This is a genomic window from Burkholderia sp. 9779_493, assembly GCF_015712215.1.
GTDB classification, from domain to species: Bacteria; Pseudomonadota; Gammaproteobacteria; order Burkholderiales; family Burkholderiaceae; genus Burkholderia; species Burkholderia cenocepacia.
Genome location: NZ_JACCQA010000043.1, coordinates 25,830 through 42,704, shown reverse-complemented (window position 1 = coordinate 42,704; position 16,875 = coordinate 25,830). Strand labels below are relative to the sequence as shown.

The window sequence follows — 16,875 nt, the reverse complement described above, 5'->3', positions numbered from 1 at the left end:
GGTGCCGCTCTCAGAGGGCATCGATGGGAATCTTGAGGTAGTGGACGCCGTTGGATTCGGCGGGCGGCAACTCGCCGGCCCGCATGTTCACCTGTACGGAGGGCAGCAGCAGCACGGGCATCGCCAGCGTGGCGTCGCGCTGCTCGCGCGTGGCCGCGAAGTCATCCTCGCTGATGCCGTCGCGCACATGGATGTTGTGCGCCCGCTCCTCGGCCACGGTGGTTTTCCATTGAAGCTCGCGTCCCCCGGGGCGGTAGTCGTGGCACATGTAGAGCACGGTCTCAGGCGGCAGCGAGAGCACGCGGCCGATCGAGCGAAACAGCGTGCGTGCGTCGCCACCCGGAAAGTCGCAGCGCGCCGTGCCATAGTCGGGCATGAACAGCGTGTCTCCCACGAAGGCCGCGGCAGGCGCGTCAGATGTGGTGTTGTCCTCGACCACATAGGTCATGCACGCAGGCGTATGACCGGGGGTGTGCATGGCCCGCACCTGCAGCGTTCCGAGCATGAAGGTCTCGCCGTCGTCGAACAGACGGTCGAACTGCCGGCCGTCACGCGCGAACGCCGGCTCCGCGTTGAAGAGCTGGCCGAACACCTGCTGTACGGTACGGATGTTCGCCCCGATGCCGGTGTGGCCGCCCACGAGCGACTGGAGATACGGCGCGGCACTCAGGTGATCGGCGTGCACATGCGTCTCCAGAATCCACTGGACGCGCGCGCCCAGTTCCCGCACGCGCTCGGCCATGCGGTCCGCACCGGCGCGCGAGGTGCGGCCGGATTTGGGATCGTAGCCGAGCACACTGTCGATGATGGCGCACTGACCGCTGTTCGTGTCGAGCACGATGTAGCTGAAGGTGCTGCTGTCCTCGTCAAAGAAGGGTTCGATTTTCACGGTGCCTTTGCCTCGCTGACGTATGACCCGTCTGTTGTCGCCCATGCTCCTTTGATCGGATGTTTTCTGGGGCGTTCTCAAATGTCAGATGGTGTCCGGGCCGAATTAACTCAAAATTAAAAATCTGTCGTCGCATGTTCCTGCCGGCCGGCTGCCGGGTGAAGGAATCGCTTCCCCGCCCGTTGACTCAGCCGGGCAGCGCGCGGCGGTTCCAGGGCATGCGCATCAGCACGCGCGCGAGCCCACAGAACCCCGAGACACCGGCGAAGACCAGCCCCGCGCCCACGAAGCCCGAAAGCACATGGAACCATGGCGAGACCGTGGCACCCAGCACTGCACCGAGCACGATCAAGGACCCCGCAACAATCTGCACCTGCCGTTGCAGTTCCAGGGGTTGAGAGGCATCGGCCACGACGGGCAGGCCGGCTTTCTTCCATGCGTCCAGGCCGCCTTCGAGCACGTAGGCGTCACAGGCCGTGCACGCACCCAGCGTCGGGGCGTTCACCCGCGTCCGGTTGCCCGAGCGGCAGTGGAAGATGATTGCCGAAGCGCCGTCGAGCGGCAGGCCGCCACTTCGCAGGCGGTCCATCGGCACATGGCGTGCCTGTGCGATGCGCTCACGGGCATGTTCGTCCGCCGCACGGATGTCCACCAGGACGGCACCCTGGTTCACGAGTTCGCTGGCGGCTTGGGGCGAGATGGATTTCAGGGACATGGCAAGGGCCTCCTAGGGCGGATCATGGACAAAAGATGGCCTTGAGCGTGGCGATGAGCTTGGCCACGTCCGGATTGTCGATACGGTAGTGCAGGGTCTGCGACTCGCGCCGGTAGGTCACCAGGCCTTCCTCGCGCATCTTGGCCAGATGCTGGGACAAGGCGGACTGGCTCAGCGCCACGTTTTCGTGCAGGGCGCCGACGGTCATCTCGCCATGCTCGATCAGCAGGCACAGAACGAGCAGGCGATGCTCATTGCCGACTGCCCGCAGCATGGCCGCAGCCTTGGCCGCGCCGTCCTGTAGAAACGACTGGTCTTTCTTGTCAACCATCATGGCAGCTTGTATTTCATGTTTATCTAATTTAGCATAAACTAATAAAAGATCAAGGAAATTCCTCCAAGGCAGGGAGTGCTGCAGGTCTTCCGGCCGGTGTTCCCATGCTGCGGTATGGGTTCACCTGACACCTCATTCCTGATTTCTTCATGACGCCACCTGCTTCGCTGCCACCGCCAATTGCGACAGACGCTCGACGCAATGTAGGACTGCTGATGGCCGCCCAATCACTGGGCGGCGCCGCGCCACCCATCATCATTTCGCTGGGCGGCATCGTGGGCCAGATGCTGGCCAGCAACCCTTCGCTGGCCACACTGCCGGTCAGCCTCTACAACCTGGGGCTGGCGCTGTCGACCATCCCCGCGGCCCTGCTGATGCGTCGTCTCGGCCGGCGCGCGGCTTATGCGTTGGGGGCGCTGCTGGGTTCGGTGTCCGGACTCATCGCCGCATTGGGCGTCCTGTGGGGCAGCTTCGAGACCTTCTGCATGGGCACGGCGATGGCCGGCTTCTACGGCGCGTGCGTGCAGAGCTACCGCTTCGCGGCCAGCGATGCGGTGCCGCCGCCGCAGCGCGCCACCGTCATCTCGCGCATCATGATCGGCGGCCTGATCGCCGCGGTCATCGGCCCGCAGGTCGTCATCTGGACGCGCGACGCCTGGCCCATGGCGCCGTTTGCTGGCAGCTTCCTCGGGCAGGCAGGCTTGGCGCTGTTGGCCTTGCCGCTGCTGCTGATGCTGCGCATGCCGCCGCCCCAGGCAGCGGCCGTCGTGGGCGCGGCGCGCCCGCTGGCGGTGATCGCGCGCAGCCCAGGCTTCGTCGTGGCCGTCACGGCGGGCATCGTGTCCTACGGTTTGATGGCTTTCATCATGACCGCCGCGCCGATGGCCATGGTGGGTTGCGGCCACACCGTGGGCGAGGCCGCGCTGGGCATCCAGTGGCACGTGCTGGCCATGTTCGCGCCGAGTTTCGTCACCGGCCACCTGATCGCGCGTTTCGGCAAGATCGCGATCACGGCGTGCGGACTGGTGTTGATCGGGACCTCCGGCCTGCTGGCCCTGGCCGGGCTCGAACTTCTGCACTTCTGGGGCTCGCTGATCCTGCTGGGCGTGGGCTGGAATTTCGGCTTCATCGGTGCCACGGCGCTGGTGACCGACTGCTACGCCGCGCCCGAGCGCGCCAAGGTGCAGGCACTCAACGACTTCCTGGTGTTCGGCACCGTGGCCGCCGCCTCTTTCGGGTCGGGCCGGCTGCTGAACAGCTCGGGCTGGGAAACCATCAACGGACTGATGCTGCCGCTCATCGCGCTCGTGCTGGCCCTGCTGGGTTGGCTGGCTTGGCGCAACCGCCAGCAGTCGGCGGCAGCCGCCGCGCCATGAAGCCGTCTGGGTCCGGTCGAGCGTGCGGGTCAACCCCGTTTCATATTCGATGTTCCAAAACCATGAGGAGTTCGCGATGACGACAAGTTACCGGCAACTGACGCAGGACGTGGTGGCCAATCTGGCGCCTCTGCACAAGGGAGTGCCGCAGGTCATGAAGAGTTTTGGTGAGATGGGCAAGGCAGCCATCGCCGACGGCGCACTCGACGCCAAGACGAAAGAGCTGATCGCGTTGGCGATCGGCGTGGCCGCACGGTGCGATGGCTGCATCGGCTTTCATGTCAAGGCATTGGTCAGGCTCGGCGCGACGGCTGCGGAGGTCCATGAGGCCCTGGGCGTGGCCATCTATATGGGAGGGGGCCCGTCGGCGATGTACGCATCGAACGCGGTGGCCGCCTTCAACGAGTTCGCGGCGCTGTCCAGCAACCCGGGCGCGCCGGCCAGCGCCCCGTAGCCTGGGCCCGGACCGTCGTGCGGCGCCGCGGACCGCCTGCATCCGGTGCCAGAGCTTCGCTCCCTCCAACTTGCATCCCCGCAACCACTGTTTACCACAAAGGCCTAACCATGCAGACCACCGACTTCGTTGCGACAGTTTTTGATGGGAGAAGCAATCCCAACAAGGTGACCGTGACCTTTACCATGGCACTCAACGCGCTGCTCAAGGGACATACGGCGACCATCGTCCTGATGGTGGAAGCCGTGGAGCTGGGAAAACCCGGCGCGGCCATTGGGTTGGACATCGGCAAGCCTTTCGAACCCGTTGCCGATCTGCTGGAGAAGTTCTTGGAGAAGGGAGGTCGCATTGCCATTTGCGGCTCTTGCATGATCCACAACGGCATGACCGCCGCGCAGATGGACCCGCGCTTTAGCGTCATCAATGCAGCCGATGTGGTGGAGTTGCTGATGGGCGCCAGGGGGTCCTTGCAAGTCACCTGAGCCCAACCATGACACGATCAAGCGTCGCTGGCTGAGGCCTGTGGCGCGCGTCTTGGAGATCAAGCATTCAGTTGTACCTTGTGCGCCTTCTTGTTCACGAACTCGCCCAGGCGCTCCTGCACATCGTCACCTTGCTGGATCATGGCCATCACCAGCCCCTCGGTGAAGAGCCCGTCCGTGGCCGACATGTCGGCGATGCGGCTGATGGCGCTGACGATGGCGTAGTTGGAAAGCGGCGCATTGCCCGCGATCTTCTTTGCCAGAGTCAGGGCCAACTCCGGTGCGGGCGTGTCGCCTTTCGCGGTGTCGCAAACGTAGTGGGCCAACCCCAGTTCGCGGCCTTCCTGCGCATCGAGGACCCGTCCGGTGAGCATCATCTCCACCATGCGCGGCGCGGAAATGATCCGCGCAGTGCGCACCGTCGCGCCGCCGCCCGTAAAGATGCCCCGCGTGCCCTCGGGCAGCGCAAAGAAGGTGCGGCTGTCGGCAACGCGCACGTGCGCTGCGCTGGCCAGTTCCAGACCGCCGCCCACGACCGCGCCCTGCAGGCAGGCGATCACGGGAATGCCGCCATGCTGGATCTTGTCGAACGCGCGGTGCCAGCCCTGGCAGACGCGCATGAACTCGACGCCGCTGCGCGCCTTGTCGTGGTGCTCCTTGAGGTCCAGGCCGGCACAGAAGTGATCGCCCTTGGCCGTTAAGAGGATGGTCCGGATGTGGCTGGGCACCGCCGAGAAATAGGCGTCGATAGCGGCGATGGCATCCTCGTTGAGCGCGTTGCGCTTGTGCGCCATGTTGAGCGTGACGATGCCGATGTTGCCTTGTTCGGAGGTCAGCAGAATGGGGTCGGACATGAAGTTTTCCTGGCACTGGGTCATGAACATGGTGGGCTGTGGCGGGCAGGTCGACGTGCTCGGTCCGGCGGGCATCGGCCGCCGCTGTGACGGCATGGCCCGCGCCGAAGCGGGCCATGCCGTTCAAGGCCGAGGCTCCATGCCAATGTCGCCATTCATGGGCATTGAGCTTGGCCTGGGCGCGAAATGGCGGATAGACCCCTGGAGTCGCGGTCAAGCCTCACAGTCGATACTATTAAGGGGCGTTTATCTTTTCCATGCCCGTAGATTACCCACCAGGGATGCTGGGCTCAATTGCCAATAGCGTCGTGAAGTTTGCAAAAACTGACAATCTCGTCCGGCCGCCAAGAGGGCTTCCTGCGAGCCCAAAGGCTGTCGCGGCGGCCACGGTCTCATGCGACCTGGTGGAGGATCTGCTGCGCAGCCTGCGCTCGCTGTGCTCGGACCAGGCCCTGGATCGCTGCCTGCAGCAGGCCGGCATCGTGAAGGCATTTATCAACCACCCCGGCTCGCGTCTCACGCACGATCAACTGGTCGGGCTGTACCGGCGAAGCGCCGCCGCCACCGGCGATGAAATGATGGGGCTGTGGAGCCGGCCCATACGGACCGGCGCTTTGAAGTACATCGTCCGAGCGGTCATGGACGCGCCAAGCATCGAGGTAGCGCTGTATCGCTTCACGCAGGTCTGGAACCTGCTGCTGGACGACTACAGGCTGAGTCTCACGAAGGCAGACGCCTCCTTGCGCTTGGACCTTGTCCCGCGGTCTTCCAACACGGGGGTGAACCGATTCGGGCACGCACTGATGCTGAAGCTGACGCACGGCATCGTGTCATGGCTCGCCGGCCGAGAGGTCTCGGTGCGCACTGTGGGCTTCGCTTTTCCACGCCCGTCCTTTGCTGCCGACTACTCGATCCTGTTCCCGGCCCCGATCGATTTCTGCGAACCTTACTCTCAGGTCACCTTTCACGCCGAACTCGGAAAGGTCCAGCCGGAACGCAGCGCGTCCGACGCGCGCAGCTTCCTGGAGCAGGCGCCGCGCGACTGGATTTTCACCTCCTACCACGAGCACGCCCTGCGGCTGAAGGTGCGCGAGTTGCTGCATATGGATCTCGGACGGACGCTGGATGATGTTTCCAGCCGGCTGCACATGTCCTCGCGGACACTGATACGCAAGCTGCAGCAGGAAGGGCTGTCGTTCCAGGGCATCAAGGATGAGTTGCGCAGGGATCTGGCCATTCTCCACCTTGTGCGCAACGACGGCTCACTGGAGGAGATATCCGATGCTTTGGGCTTCAGTGCCCCCGCCGTCTTCCATCGCGCGTTCCGCCACTGGACAGGTATGACCCCCGGACGATACCGAGCGGCGCAGCAAGGCATTTCCCAAGTGGTTACGCTCTGACCTGTGCACCGAAAAGCGGGCATCCGGACCTCGCCACTGGATATCCTCATTTCGCAGCCAGCGAGGCCTCACGCCCGGCCTCCTCGTTGGCGAGGCACAAGTAGGGGTTGTTGGGCGGCACTCGCTCGAACAACGCACCGGGCTGCGTTAGCAGGTAGCCGTGCAACTGCCGCGATTTGCGCGGCCCTGTGACGTGGCAAGTCCAGATGTTCAGGCCGCTGGCCTGCTTACGGTGCACGGCCAGCTTCTCGAAGCGTTTTTGTACCCACTGCCACGGCTCCAGTTTTTCCTGGCGAGCAATGGCTGCCAACTGCGGATGCTCTTGAGCGTAACGCTGGAACACGCCGGGACTGACCAGGTACGCGGTGTCGTCCACGGAGTGCACCAGCGCCTTTGCGTCGTTGATGATGAGCCGGCGGGAAGCGATGCCCTGTTTCAGCCACGCCATGAAGTGCTCGCCTGATGGCGGCGCTGCCGAGGATGTTGGCACTGGCACTGGCACTGGCACTGGCACTGGCGCCGGTGACGAAGGCGAAGGCGAAGGCGAAGGCGAAGGCGAAGGCGAAGGCGAAGGCGAAGGCGAAGGCGAAGGCGCGGCCAAGCTTGGTGCTTCGGGGCGCACGGTAGACGTCTCTTTGGGGAGCGCTTCCGCATCCTGCCGGGTCTCGGGCGAGCCTCCCATACCCACCATCGACAGCATGTCCTCCATGACGTCGGGCACGACCTGGGCCTTCAATGGAGGCGCCGAGAGGGGGCCACCGCTTTCCCATGGCGGAACCGACGGGCCGTCCGAGTTGGACTGCGGCCCCTCCGTCGTGCGGGTGGCGGAAACATCGGCCTCCTTACCCGTGGACGCTGCGTCGATCGCCACTGTGCCGGTAAATGGTACCGGCCGCTGCCCCGGCTCCCAGATCAGCGCGGGTGCGAGGCGCAACAGGGTGAACGAGTGGGACCAGCCGGTGGCGCTGGTCACGGTTGCGCGCCAGACTGCCTTGCCGTCGTATGACGGCTGCAATATGCCGTGGTCCTGCAGCACATTGAAGACGGCGGTGTTGTTGGCCGGGATGCCGTCGATGCCCTGGGACAGCAGGTGCGCACGCAGCTTGTCCGAGACCGTCTTGCTCACCAGCCACAAGGCATCCTCGGTGAGCCAGCCGTCTGAGGCCTCGGGCTGGTTCAGCTTCAACTCTTCCTTGAGCAGGTAACGCAATCCGTCGAGCAGTTTGCGTTGCAGCGCGTGCTTCGGTGCGGCCATGGCGCGCGCCGGGTCACCGCCCAGTTCCTGGGCCACCGAGGCGCGGTCGGCCTGCACGACAAGTTCGCCCAGCACACCCGCGTGCTCGTACTGGCCGGCCAGGACATAGAGTAGCGGTGCCCACAGGTCGGGATAGCCACTGAGCCAGTCCAGGGCATCACGGTCGAGCAGTTGGCGGTAGAGCAAACTTGTCGCGGCACTGTGCAGGCGGTATTCGCGGTCGTCGCGGTAGCGGAAGCGGTACGGCTGGTGCAACGGGCCATGCCACGGGTGCCAAGTGCTGCCGTCGGCAAGCTCGACGTGCAGATCGACGGCGATCTTGCCGATGTCATGGAGCAGCGCGGCATAGGCAACGGCGGCGGTCCAGGCCTCGGACTGTGCGGCCTGGTCCTCGGGACTGGCGCCGATGGGCAGCAGATGGGACTGGCGCAGCTTGAGCGCATAAGCAACGATTTCGAGGCCGTGGTCCAGCATGCCGCCCGGATAGGCATGGTGATGCGCCTCGGAGGCCGGGAAGGCCTGGACCAACTCGGCGTAGCGTTCCAGGGGCGCGCGGTACAGGGTGGCGAATTGCCTGCGTGAGAGCGAGGTGCGCTGCCAGATGTGCTCCAGCAGTTTCTGCCGGCGCGGGGTGGCCAGCATCGATGCGGCAGACTCGGGCCGCAGCAGCCCTTTCGGGAGGACGGTGGCGGGTGGTGGCGTGGGCGCGGCAGCGACCGGGGGCCGTTTTCGCTGGAACAGGGAGAGCATGTCGATGTCCTGATGACGGGCCGACCGGGAGGCCTTTTCGCCTTTTCGAGGTAGGGCCTTTCCCCTTGCACCCCATTCCCTTGCCGTTTCGGCCCTTTGGCCTTTAACCGTTTCGGTATAGCGGGGCCTGGGTTGCGGCTCCAGCGCCAATGTGGAATCTGCTCGAATGGATTGGACGGCGACCAGGTGATGGCCTCGGCCTATGCTGCGGAGATGCTGCTTCCGCCAGGTAGGTTGCCCCTAGGCGTCCAAGTTGACAAACGCGACAAACGCGACTAGAGTGAATCTTGTCTCAAACCTGCTTGGGAGATGACCATGCCCACCGCCATTGAATTCATTGCCGATCGTCTTCCGCGCGTCACCGTGGAGGACGTGCGCCGTTTCGCGGATACCGTTGAAATCCGGGACGCCACGGCATTCGCGGCCGAGTTGCAGGCGTTCGTTCACGAGCGCGTGGAAGCGGTGAAACTGCCCGCTAACCTCGCAGGCGAAACGGTGGAGCATGCCCTGGAGCGCAAAGCGGCCGCGCTGCGTGCCGACACGAGTTGGGCACCGACTGAAACCGACGTCCAGCGTGGCCGCGCCGTGCTGCTGGAGGCCTTCAACCAGCCGCACAACCTGCCGCCCGCGGAGTTCGCCAAGCTGGCGGACAAGTCGCGCCAGCAGATCTACAAGGACATCCTCGCCCGTCGGCTGCTGGCGCTGAACGTGGGACCGCGCGGCCAGAAGCTGCCCGACTGGCAGCTCGACCCGGTGAAGCAGCAGTTGACCCAAACCGTGCTTCAGGAGGTCGAGGGCATCGACCCCTGGACGATCTACCGAGCGCTGACCGAACCGCTCGAAGGCTTGGGCGGTCGCTCGCCGGTGGATGCGGTGACGCATGGCACGATCGACGACGTGGCCGAGGCCGTGTTCAACGTGCTGGGCGTTCAGGTGCATTGAGGCAAGACCGCCGTGAGCCGCGAGCTGCCTTCGTTCCTGATCGATGCCGGCGAACTGCTCCAGCATGTGAGCCGTGTCGTCTATCGAGGCAGCAGGCTGTACTATGGCCGCGGTAGCACCAATCGCTACGATGATCCGGCACGGGCCTATGGCGTGCTCTATTTGGGGCGCGACCTGCCCACGGCGCTGATGGAGTCGGTGTTTCACAAGCATCAGTGGCTTGCGGACACGCAACGCTCGATCGCGCTGAAAGAAGTCCAGGCCCGGATGGTGCGCGCGGTGGGCGTGATGGACGACGTGCTCCTGGCCGACCTCACGGCGTCGGGCGTCATGGCGGGCTACTTCGGCCTGAACCTAGAGCAGTTGGCCAGCCGCGACTACACGCTCACGCAGCAGGTGTCTGCCCAGGTGCATGCGATGTTCAGCGGCGATGGCCAGCCGCTGTTCGATGGGGTGCTCTATCCGTCGCGCAACAACTATCCCGCCAAGAGCATCGCCCTGTTCGAGCGTGCGGCAGCAAAGGTTGGCGTTGTCGATGACATCGACCTGGTGGACCATGTGGACTGGCCGCACTTCGTTGCCACGTATCGCGTCGGCGTGGAGCCTGACCCCGGCCCGGTGGAACCGGATGACGAAGCGTCATGAAGCACTTTGAAGCCCGCAGCAGAATGAAATGGACCAAACTCGAATAGGCATCCCTCAGTAGCAGGAGACGACCATGAGCATCACGACCCGCATCAGCACTGCAGAACGCCTCGGCCGCGCCCTTGGCCGCGGGTGGCGCGCCTACGCGCGCAGCGAACGTCGGGCGTCAAACTGGTTGGTGTCCAAGGGTGTGCCGTTGGCCGGCGCTGCTGCGCTGCTGTGGGCCGGCAAACTGGCTGTCCTGGGGCTGCTGCTCTACGTTGCTTTCTGGCTGGCCTTGCTGCTGGTCGCGCTGGTGTTTGTGGCCCAGGGGCACGATACCGTCGAATGGGAGCCGCCCGAACCAGAGTGGCGGCACGGCCACGCCGGTTTTGGCCTCTATACCCACGATGAGTATCGGATAGATCCACATGATCCATCTGATGAGACCTAGCGAAGAAGCATGGCACTATTTCTTCTTGCTAGGTGTCGATGCCCACTTCATAGCGCCGCCAAAGGCCATGTCGGCGGCCTTGCCGCCGGCCGCTTTGGCGCCTGCCGTACCGGCAGCAAGCCCTTGCAACATGCCCCCCACGGCGTAGCCCGCCCATCCCAAGGCGGTTACCCAGAACAAGGGCAGCACGATGAACATCGTCGCCATGACGAAATTCAACAGCATGTCTCCGAAGGCATTGTTGAGGCCCATGACCGGATCGAAATTCGTATGCGGCCGGTTCCATCCCCAGCCCCATCCGTAGAGCGCGTCCAGAATGGTGCTGTCGATCCAGCGCGCGAGTTGAAACCAGAAATCCACGAAGAACAGCGCAAACTGCACCACGCTGACCGTCACGAGTGTTTTCAGGTTGTAGGTGCTAACCATGAGCACCACCGGAATGCAGATAACCAGCGCCATCTTCAAGAGCGCCAGCACCATCGGAAGGGCCTGGCGCATTGCATCCATGGAGGGGAAGTAGCCCAACGAGCCCACCGCCAGTCCTACGTCGGCTGCCGCCCGGGTGATGATGTTCGGGTCGGTCATTTCGATCTGGCCACCGTAGTCCGTATAGACGCTGCCTTGGTTCAGCTTCTGCTGCCGCGGTGACGCGATCGCGCGGATCACCGAATCGTCCACGTCGGCCCGGCTCAGGAAGCCAGCCCAGCCCGCCAAGCGATTGAGCAGGCTCGGGTCCACCTGGCCCAGAAGCCGCGCCCGCAGGCCATTGCTGCCGTCGGCCCACCATTGCCTGCAGGTCGGGTAGCCGCCGCCGCTTGCTACCTGCGCGAGCCCTGCATCTCGGTTGCTGTCGTAAGGCCAGTCATCGCGCGGCGTGCTGGAACGATACGTGTCGTAATAGCCGTTCGTGTCCGTGAAGAAGCGCGAGCCGATCCAGGTCACGTCGTGCATCTGCTGCTCATCGAGCTGAGGGCGCTGCATGAATAATTTCGCCCGTGCAGCCCCATAGCAATCCCGCGAGAAATCCGCCACTTCCTGAGCCAGTACCGGGTCGTCGATGCGCGTGGCGTCGATCTCCATGCGCATCTGCCGCAGGTCCGTGCCACACGGGATCGCCGCCACCGAGGCGCTCGTGACGGCGCGCGAGAGTGCATGCATGAACGCCCACCAGACGGGCACCTTCGCCGACTGGTTGTTGATGGTGCTGAAGGACTGCGACCAGCCGGTATCCGTGGGCTGCGGCACGCTGACCTGGCACTGGGCCGAGCGCGAGCTGTCGTACTGGATGGTGTTCAGGTCCACGTCGATGAACGGAATGCCGGCGAACATCACCACCACGATGGCGACGAAGACCCGGTTCTCGATGCGGGCGGCGCTCAGCACGCCTTTATTGCCCTCGTCGGCACCTTCCGCACGGGCCTTCAACCACTCCTGCACGATGATGGCGACGAAAGGCAGCGCGAATACCCCGCTGGATACCAGCACCGCCCAGATGCCGTTGTTGACGATCCAGGACACCAGCGTCAGGTAGTACTCCAGGTAGTCGGTCGTGAAAAGCGTCATCGCGCCATCTCCCCTCAACCGGCCTGCATCAGCAGGCTGGCTTCCAGCGCCACGATGGCGATGACGCCCGCGATCTCGGTGCGCACCAGGCGGCGCCGCGCCTGGGCGTCGTCCTCACGTACCAGCAGCCGGCGCCGCATCCAGACCCAGCCATAGGCCGTCGCCCCGTACAGGCACAACCGCCACACGAAGAAGTAGCCCGATGCGGCCGCGAGCCACCGCTCCCAGCCGGCCACGCTCCCGACCAGGTAGATGCCGGCGACGTTGGCCCCCACCGCAGCGGCGACGATCACCACCGCCCACAGCAGTGCTTTCGCCGCGCGCCGGCTGAACAGCCAGCGCAAGGGGCGCCAGGTCATGCGCATTGCGCTCATGGCCTGACTCCCGGATTGCCCTTCTGCAACTGGTCGAGGCGGTCGGGCACCGGATCGCCCTCGTAGATGCCGCGCGAGCCGGCCGCGCGCGTACCATGGCGCTGGATGATCGCCATCGGCGAGTTGTTCGCCAGCTCGCGGCGCAGCTCCAGCTCCGTTTTCAGGTTGCGGATCTCCCGGTCGAGCGTGTCGCTCTCGTGGTTCACAGCCTCGACCGCCAACTCGTTGGCCGCCACGTTGGGCTCCTTCTTTCCCGTGAGCAGCGTGCGCTGGAGCAACAAGGCCTTCTCCAGCACCGACGACAGCGCCACCTCGGACGCAAGGCGCCGCGCCAGCAGGTCCTGGTCCGGCTCGTCGCGCAGCGCCTCGATGACGCCGCGCGTGATCGGCAGCGACGTGCTGCCGGCCTCGCGCAAGTTCTCGAAGGTGGTGTTGCGCACGCCGGAAACCAGTTCCTGCAAGACTTCCAGTTTGGCTTCGTACTCCTCCTGGATCAGCGGCGTCAGCCCGACGCCGGGCACCGTCTCGGTCTTGGTGCAGGAATCGCACGTGCGCTGCACCTGTTCCCCGAGGACCCGGGTGGCCCATTCGGTCGCCTGCTGCGGCGACGTCCAGGTCTGGCAGGACAGGCTCGCGCAACTGGCGGGCGCGATGGAGGATGTGTCCGTCACGCCGCGCCCGTTGACCAGGTTGTAGCCCGCGCGGGTGACGTCGCCGACCACCCGAATGGCGGACTGGCCTGCGCCACCGGCATTGCTGCCGCCCACCCAGGGAACGCCGTCGTTGCCGCGGCGCGTCTCAGCCTGCTCGACGGCCGAAACGGCATCGTTGCTGCCAACCGCGTCACGCAGGGCCATGCCTTCGGCCATCTGGCTCCAGCCAAGCTGGCCGCCCGCCGTCTCGGCCATCTTCTCGGCCATCGCGCGGCACGTCAGCTTGGAGCGGTCGAAGTCCAGCCGCGCCTGCAGCACGCCGTTGGTCAGCAGGTTGTACAGGCCGGGATCGGCGCGCTGAATGATCAGCGCCGGCAGGGACGCCACCGCGCTGGTGGCGCTCTGGATCACGTTGCTCATGATCTGCTGGAAGCCGTTCGTGATGCCGTTGAGCTGGTTGCGCAGCGTGGTCTGGATGCTCATGTCGCCGCAGATCAGGTTGCTGTTCCACCCCAAGCCGACCCCGATGGAGCGCATGCCAGCCGCGCGGCCCATGGACACCGCGCTGCCGCCTCCGATCGAGTACATGACGTCATCGCCAATGACGGGGCCGCTGTTCTGGTATCCGACCTGCGCCCACGCCAGGCCGCAGACCAGAGCGAGCGTGCCGGCCAGCGCCGTCGGGCGCAGCAAGTAGCACGCCTTGGCGGAAAGGTTCATCGGTTCAGGACGCTTCATCGTGGCACCTCAGAGGAAATCGACGCTGCCCAGGAACACCTGCCCGCGGCGTTCGCAGCAGGCATACGGCCGCCACAGCGCCCAGGCGTAGTCGCCTTGCTGGGCCTGGGTCAGCGTGCCGCTGTGGGGGAAGACCACGCAGGTGTTCGACAGACGAGGGGTCAGCTCCTGCCACTTCCCGGTGGAGGTATCGCCTTCGACCAGCGCCCCGGCCGGCCAGTAGCCGTCACGGGCGTTGGCGAGCAGTGGCTGGTACACGTGCAACTGCCCGCGGCGCGTGACGACATCGCCCGCGCGCTGGGCCACCACCGCCCCGGATTTGTGGTCGTCGGTCTGGTGCAGGAAGCCACCGCGTGGATAGACATTGCCCCAGAGGTTCATCGTGGTGCGCGCACCGACCTCACGCATGCCCGGAATCAACGCCTCCGGGTAGGCCATCTCGGGCACGTTGTAGCGCCAGGCCAGCGTGTCCAGGGTGCTGAGCAGATACGGCATGAAGGCCGTGCCCGCGCCTTGGCAGAAGTAGCCGGAGGACGAGGCGAACTGGTTGAACACCTCGCCGCCGGGATGGCCGATAACATCGCTGTTCTTGAATTTGGCGAGGTTGTTTTCATGATCCTCGTTCGTGGTGCCGTCCCCGCCGGCCTGGGCCGAAGGATTGGGCGTGCTCATGGCGCGCACTTCAACCCAGGGGTTCTCGCCGGTGTTCGAGTACGACGACACCACTGCATCGGGGATGTAGTGCCTGACCTTGACGGAGGTACGCACCGTGCAGCCGGTCCAGGTGCAATAGAGCCAGTAGCAGATACCCACCACCCGGTATTCCAGGCAATCGGGCGAAGCCACTGAACCCACGATGGTTGCCGTGTTCAGGGCGTAGCTGCCCGTGGCGCTAAGCAGCAGCACGGACGCGACAGCAGCTCGCATGCGGCGCAGAAGGTCGAATGGGGGGATCACGGTTCGGTCCTCCGGTGCTGTTCGATCCGCGCGATGGCGCGGGCCACGTCCGGCTCGCCATAGACCACATAGCGCTGGTCCACCACGACGGCCGGGACGGCGGTGATGCCCAGGCTCCATGCGTCCGTCACGCCCTGGTAGGCCGTCGCGATGCGCCGCTGAAGGTCAGTGCCTCCCTGGGTCAGCCGACGCTTGACCAGGGCTGTCGCCTGGTCGGGGTCGGTGGGCAGATTCGCCGAAAGCTCGGCCTCGATGCGCGGCGCTTCATCCAGCTCGATCAGCCGTTCGCCGCCCATGGTCTTGACCGGGTGGTGGCCGTCGGTGACGACCACCACGTCGGCGGCGAAGGTGACCGGGCTGAACACCGCCAGGGACGCCGGCAGCGCCACGGCCAGGCCAAGGGTTCGCCAGCCTGGTGCGAACCGGGTAAAAGCTGCTGGCATGTCATGCGCCCCGGAAGTTGATCAGGGCCATAGTCAAACGCCGAACCCCATGCGGTCCCAACAAACAATGCGCATCGCGGCCACCCCGCATACCTGCTTGTGTCGCCGCGAAGAAAAAGCGGAGGCCGAAGCCTCCGCGCTGATCAACGAAGCAGTGCAACACTTACAGCAGGCCGGACTCCGCAAAGGAGAACGGGGCACCCTGGCCGACGATGATGTGGTCCAGTACCCGCACATCGATGAGTGCCAGCGCAGCTTGCAGTTGCTGGGTCAGCATGCGATCCGCGCTGGACGGCTCGGAGACACCCGAGGGATGCTGGTGGGCGAAGACCACCGCGGCGGCATTCAACTCCAGCACACGCTGCACGACGACACGCGGATAGACCGAAGTCGAGTTGATCGTGCCCCTGAACAACGGCTCGTAGGCCAGCACCTGATGCATGCTGTCAAGGAATATAGCGACGAATATTTCGTTGGGCTCGGCCACCAGCTTCACGTGCAGGTAGTCGCGCACGGCCGTGGGGTCGAGGAGTTTCGGACCCGCTTTGAAAACCCGCTTCTCCAGCAGTGCAATGGCTTGCTGGATGATCCAGTCCTCGTGCTGGGCAGCGATGGCGGAAAGCGACTCCAGGCAGGAGTCATTGACGACGAAAGACATGGCGAACCTCCAAATGGTGAGATCGGAGGGCGCGCGCCCGGGGAGGGCAAGCCCTCCTGGGGAACGAACAAGGTGCATCCATCACCGCGGGAGCGGTGATCGTTCGCGGCCAGGATGCGAGGCGAACGGGTTGCGGTCAGCGCAGCGGACTGCGCCGTAGCCTTGAAGACCGGGGCTACCTGGGCATGTCGCCGACGACGTCGGCAGGCATTTCCGATGTAGGTGTGGCGGCGGGATCGCGGGCCGCGAGCATGTCCATGGCCGACAGCAAGGCATCGCCCTCGATCGGACCCTGCAGCAGGATAGCCTTGCCGGTTTCGCGATCGTGTAGCCGCAGCGACGGCGTGGCGGTCACGCCGCTGTTCGTGGCTTCCGCAGTTTGGGCGCGAATCGCCGCGTCGGGCCGCTCGCTCGCGATGCACTGCTCGATGGGTGGCGTAAGGTCGGGGTAGCGCAGGTCCTCGGGCAAGCCCTGACCGTCGCTGCGCGTGTGGGCATATACCCACTCGACGGCCTGCCAGAAGGCGGCATGACCGCTGGCTTGGCCCGCGCATTCCGCCAGGCGCGCTTCCGCGGACGCGGCCGGCTCATGCGCTGCCAACGGGAGGTGATGCCATTGCAAGGCCACGTCCGCATTGCCGGCCACCCAACGCTTGAGCACTGGGAAATAGGACCGGCAGAACGGGCATTCGAGGTCCGCGTAGAGCGTCAGCGTGAAGCGTCCTTCCGGATTGCCCATCTGCCACGGAGGCCCAGCCACCTGCGTCTCGCTGACTGGCGCTGAAGTCTGAGGCGTGGACTGCCCGGGCCAACGGGACACGAGCCAGATCAGCAGCAGTGCAACCAGCGCTGCGGCCACTGTCCAAGGCCAGCTGGGCCGCCAGTGCCGACGGCGGAACGCCTGCACCTGCATCGGAATAGAAGGACGTTTCTGTTCCATGGCGTTCTCCGGTGTACGGC

Annotated in this window: 19 protein-coding genes; 7 read left to right on the top strand and 12 right to left on the bottom strand. The window is 65.1% G+C overall.

Annotated elements, in window-relative coordinates; translation table 11 throughout:
• Positions 1 to 10: 10 nt before the first annotated feature.
• From H0X95_RS31005 to H0X95_RS30995, 3 genes are all read right to left on the bottom strand, one after another.
• Positions 11 to 934: an MBL fold metallo-hydrolase gene (locus tag H0X95_RS31005; RefSeq protein ID WP_052165952.1), complete on the bottom strand. Its 924-nt coding sequence runs from the start codon at positions 932 to 934 to the stop codon at positions 11 to 13.
• 142 nt (positions 935 to 1,076) lie between these two features.
• Entirely contained in the window at positions 1,077 to 1,604 is a 528-nt protein-coding gene (locus H0X95_RS31000; RefSeq protein ID WP_020204497.1) for a rhodanese family protein, read from the bottom strand.
• Positions 1,605 to 1,626: 22 nt separating this feature from the next.
• The gene (locus tag H0X95_RS30995; RefSeq protein ID WP_020204498.1) at positions 1,627 to 1,938 is read right to left on the bottom strand and encodes an ArsR/SmtB family transcription factor; all 312 of its coding nucleotides are present in this window, start codon (positions 1,936 to 1,938) and stop codon (positions 1,627 to 1,629) included.
• A gap of 215 nt (positions 1,939 to 2,153) precedes the next feature.
• Here H0X95_RS30995 and H0X95_RS30990 point away from each other — a divergent pair, with 215 nt between their 5' ends.
• The 3 genes from H0X95_RS30990 (at position 2,154) to H0X95_RS30980 (ending at position 4,250) form a co-directional block, all read left to right on the top strand.
• Positions 2,154 to 3,314, top strand: coding sequence for an MFS transporter (locus H0X95_RS30990; RefSeq protein ID WP_020204499.1), 1,161 nt, complete (start codon positions 2,154 to 2,156; stop codon positions 3,312 to 3,314).
• Positions 3,315 to 3,390: 76 nt separating this feature from the next.
• Entirely contained in the window at positions 3,391 to 3,768 is a 378-nt protein-coding gene (locus H0X95_RS30985) for a carboxymuconolactone decarboxylase family protein (protein ID WP_020204500.1), read from the top strand.
• 110 nt (positions 3,769 to 3,878) lie between these two features.
• On the top strand, positions 3,879 to 4,250 hold the full coding sequence (locus H0X95_RS30980; RefSeq protein WP_020204501.1) for a DsrE family protein: 372 nt from the start codon (positions 3,879 to 3,881) through the stop codon (positions 4,248 to 4,250).
• A 59-nt stretch (positions 4,251 to 4,309) separates the two neighbouring features.
• Here H0X95_RS30980 and H0X95_RS30975 read toward each other — a convergent pair whose 3' ends face one another.
• A complete protein-coding gene (locus tag H0X95_RS30975) occupies positions 4,310 to 5,104 on the bottom strand; it encodes a crotonase/enoyl-CoA hydratase family protein (RefSeq protein WP_029043919.1) in 795 nt (264 codons plus the stop codon).
• Positions 5,105 to 5,508: 404 nt separating this feature from the next.
• Here H0X95_RS30975 and H0X95_RS30970 point away from each other — a divergent pair, with 404 nt between their 5' ends.
• Positions 5,509 to 6,504 (top strand): AraC family transcriptional regulator, encoded by a 996-nt coding sequence (locus tag H0X95_RS30970; RefSeq protein ID WP_020204503.1) that lies wholly within the window; start codon positions 5,509 to 5,511, stop codon positions 6,502 to 6,504.
• 46 nt (positions 6,505 to 6,550) lie between these two features.
• On the opposite strand, the gene mobH is transcribed toward H0X95_RS30970, so the two are convergent.
• Positions 6,551 to 8,509, bottom strand: coding sequence for a MobH family relaxase (mobH, locus tag H0X95_RS30965; protein ID WP_196446335.1), 1,959 nt, complete (start codon positions 8,507 to 8,509; stop codon positions 6,551 to 6,553).
• Between the two features lie 315 nt (positions 8,510 to 8,824).
• Between mobH and H0X95_RS30960 the strand changes: the two genes are divergently transcribed.
• The 3 genes from H0X95_RS30960 (at position 8,825) to H0X95_RS30950 (ending at position 10,529) form a co-directional block, all read left to right on the top strand.
• Positions 8,825 to 9,451: a hypothetical protein gene (locus H0X95_RS30960; RefSeq protein WP_029043920.1), complete on the top strand. Its 627-nt coding sequence runs from the start codon at positions 8,825 to 8,827 to the stop codon at positions 9,449 to 9,451.
• A gap of 12 nt (positions 9,452 to 9,463) precedes the next feature.
• On the top strand, positions 9,464 to 10,096 hold the full coding sequence (locus H0X95_RS30955; protein ID WP_196446334.1) for an RES family NAD+ phosphorylase: 633 nt from the start codon (positions 9,464 to 9,466) through the stop codon (positions 10,094 to 10,096).
• 73 nt (positions 10,097 to 10,169) lie between these two features.
• The gene (locus H0X95_RS30950; protein WP_020204507.1) at positions 10,170 to 10,529 is read left to right on the top strand and encodes a DUF3742 family protein; all 360 of its coding nucleotides are present in this window, start codon (positions 10,170 to 10,172) and stop codon (positions 10,527 to 10,529) included.
• A 15-nt stretch (positions 10,530 to 10,544) separates the two neighbouring features.
• Here the strand turns inward: H0X95_RS30950 and H0X95_RS30945 are convergent, their stop codons facing one another.
• From H0X95_RS30945 to H0X95_RS30915, 7 genes are all read right to left on the bottom strand, one after another.
• Positions 10,545 to 12,092, bottom strand: coding sequence for a conjugal transfer protein TraG N-terminal domain-containing protein (locus H0X95_RS30945; protein WP_058343375.1), 1,548 nt, complete (start codon positions 12,090 to 12,092; stop codon positions 10,545 to 10,547).
• A 14-nt stretch (positions 12,093 to 12,106) separates the two neighbouring features.
• Entirely contained in the window at positions 12,107 to 12,466 is a 360-nt protein-coding gene (locus tag H0X95_RS30940) for a hypothetical protein (RefSeq protein WP_058343376.1), read from the bottom strand.
• Positions 12,463 to 13,857: an integrating conjugative element protein gene (locus H0X95_RS30935; protein WP_009518521.1), complete on the bottom strand. Its 1,395-nt coding sequence runs from the start codon at positions 13,855 to 13,857 to the stop codon at positions 12,463 to 12,465. The genes H0X95_RS30940 and H0X95_RS30935 overlap by 4 nt, the downstream gene beginning before the upstream one ends.
• Positions 13,858 to 13,866: 9 nt before the next feature.
• A complete protein-coding gene (locus H0X95_RS30930) occupies positions 13,867 to 14,814 on the bottom strand; it encodes a TIGR03756 family integrating conjugative element protein (RefSeq protein WP_023108457.1) in 948 nt (315 codons plus the stop codon).
• The gene (locus H0X95_RS30925) at positions 14,811 to 15,257 is read right to left on the bottom strand and encodes a TIGR03757 family integrating conjugative element protein (protein WP_009518519.1); all 447 of its coding nucleotides are present in this window, start codon (positions 15,255 to 15,257) and stop codon (positions 14,811 to 14,813) included. Before H0X95_RS30925 ends, H0X95_RS30930 begins: the two co-directional genes overlap by 4 nt.
• Before the next feature lie 163 nt (positions 15,258 to 15,420).
• Positions 15,421 to 15,915 carry a RadC family protein gene (gene radC / locus H0X95_RS30920; RefSeq protein ID WP_196446333.1) on the bottom strand — a complete coding sequence of 165 codons (495 nt, stop codon included), beginning with the start codon at positions 15,913 to 15,915 and terminating at the stop codon, positions 15,421 to 15,423.
• Between the two features lie 175 nt (positions 15,916 to 16,090).
• Positions 16,091 to 16,855: a DsbA family protein gene (locus tag H0X95_RS30915; protein WP_023098544.1), complete on the bottom strand. Its 765-nt coding sequence runs from the start codon at positions 16,853 to 16,855 to the stop codon at positions 16,091 to 16,093.
• Positions 16,856 to 16,875 lie beyond the last annotated feature (20 nt).

What these genes read in the sequence shown, in the direction of transcription:
- H0X95_RS31005 (WP_052165952.1), bottom strand. Translation starts at nt 934, where the DNA reads ATGGGCGACAACAGACGGGTCATACGTCAGCGAGGCAAAGGCACCGTG.
- H0X95_RS31000 (WP_020204497.1), bottom strand. Translation starts at nt 1,604, where the DNA reads ATGTCCCTGAAATCCATCTCGCCCCAAGCCGCCAGCGAACTCGTGAAC.
- H0X95_RS30995 (WP_020204498.1), bottom strand. Translation starts at nt 1,938, where the DNA reads ATGATGGTTGACAAGAAAGACCAGTCGTTTCTACAGGACGGCGCGGCC.
- H0X95_RS30990 (WP_020204499.1), top strand. Translation starts at nt 2,154, where the DNA reads ATGGCCGCCCAATCACTGGGCGGCGCCGCGCCACCCATCATCATTTCG.
- H0X95_RS30985 (WP_020204500.1), top strand. Translation starts at nt 3,391, where the DNA reads ATGACGACAAGTTACCGGCAACTGACGCAGGACGTGGTGGCCAATCTG.
- H0X95_RS30980 (WP_020204501.1), top strand. Translation starts at nt 3,879, where the DNA reads ATGCAGACCACCGACTTCGTTGCGACAGTTTTTGATGGGAGAAGCAAT.
- H0X95_RS30975 (WP_029043919.1), bottom strand. Translation starts at nt 5,104, where the DNA reads ATGTCCGACCCCATTCTGCTGACCTCCGAACAAGGCAACATCGGCATC.
- mobH (WP_196446335.1), bottom strand. Translation starts at nt 8,509, where the DNA reads ATGCTCTCCCTGTTCCAGCGAAAACGGCCCCCGGTCGCTGCCGCGCCC.
- H0X95_RS30960 (WP_029043920.1), top strand. Translation starts at nt 8,825, where the DNA reads ATGCCCACCGCCATTGAATTCATTGCCGATCGTCTTCCGCGCGTCACC.
- H0X95_RS30950 (WP_020204507.1), top strand. Translation starts at nt 10,170, where the DNA reads ATGAGCATCACGACCCGCATCAGCACTGCAGAACGCCTCGGCCGCGCC.
- H0X95_RS30945 (WP_058343375.1), bottom strand. Translation starts at nt 12,092, where the DNA reads ATGACGCTTTTCACGACCGACTACCTGGAGTACTACCTGACGCTGGTG.
- H0X95_RS30940 (WP_058343376.1), bottom strand. Translation starts at nt 12,466, where the DNA reads ATGAGCGCAATGCGCATGACCTGGCGCCCCTTGCGCTGGCTGTTCAGC.
- H0X95_RS30935 (WP_009518521.1), bottom strand. Translation starts at nt 13,857, where the DNA reads ATGAAGCGTCCTGAACCGATGAACCTTTCCGCCAAGGCGTGCTACTTG.
- H0X95_RS30925 (WP_009518519.1), bottom strand. Translation starts at nt 15,257, where the DNA reads ATGCCAGCAGCTTTTACCCGGTTCGCACCAGGCTGGCGAACCCTTGGC.
- radC (WP_196446333.1), bottom strand. Translation starts at nt 15,915, where the DNA reads ATGTCTTTCGTCGTCAATGACTCCTGCCTGGAGTCGCTTTCCGCCATC.
- H0X95_RS30915 (WP_023098544.1), bottom strand. Translation starts at nt 16,855, where the DNA reads ATGGAACAGAAACGTCCTTCTATTCCGATGCAGGTGCAGGCGTTCCGC.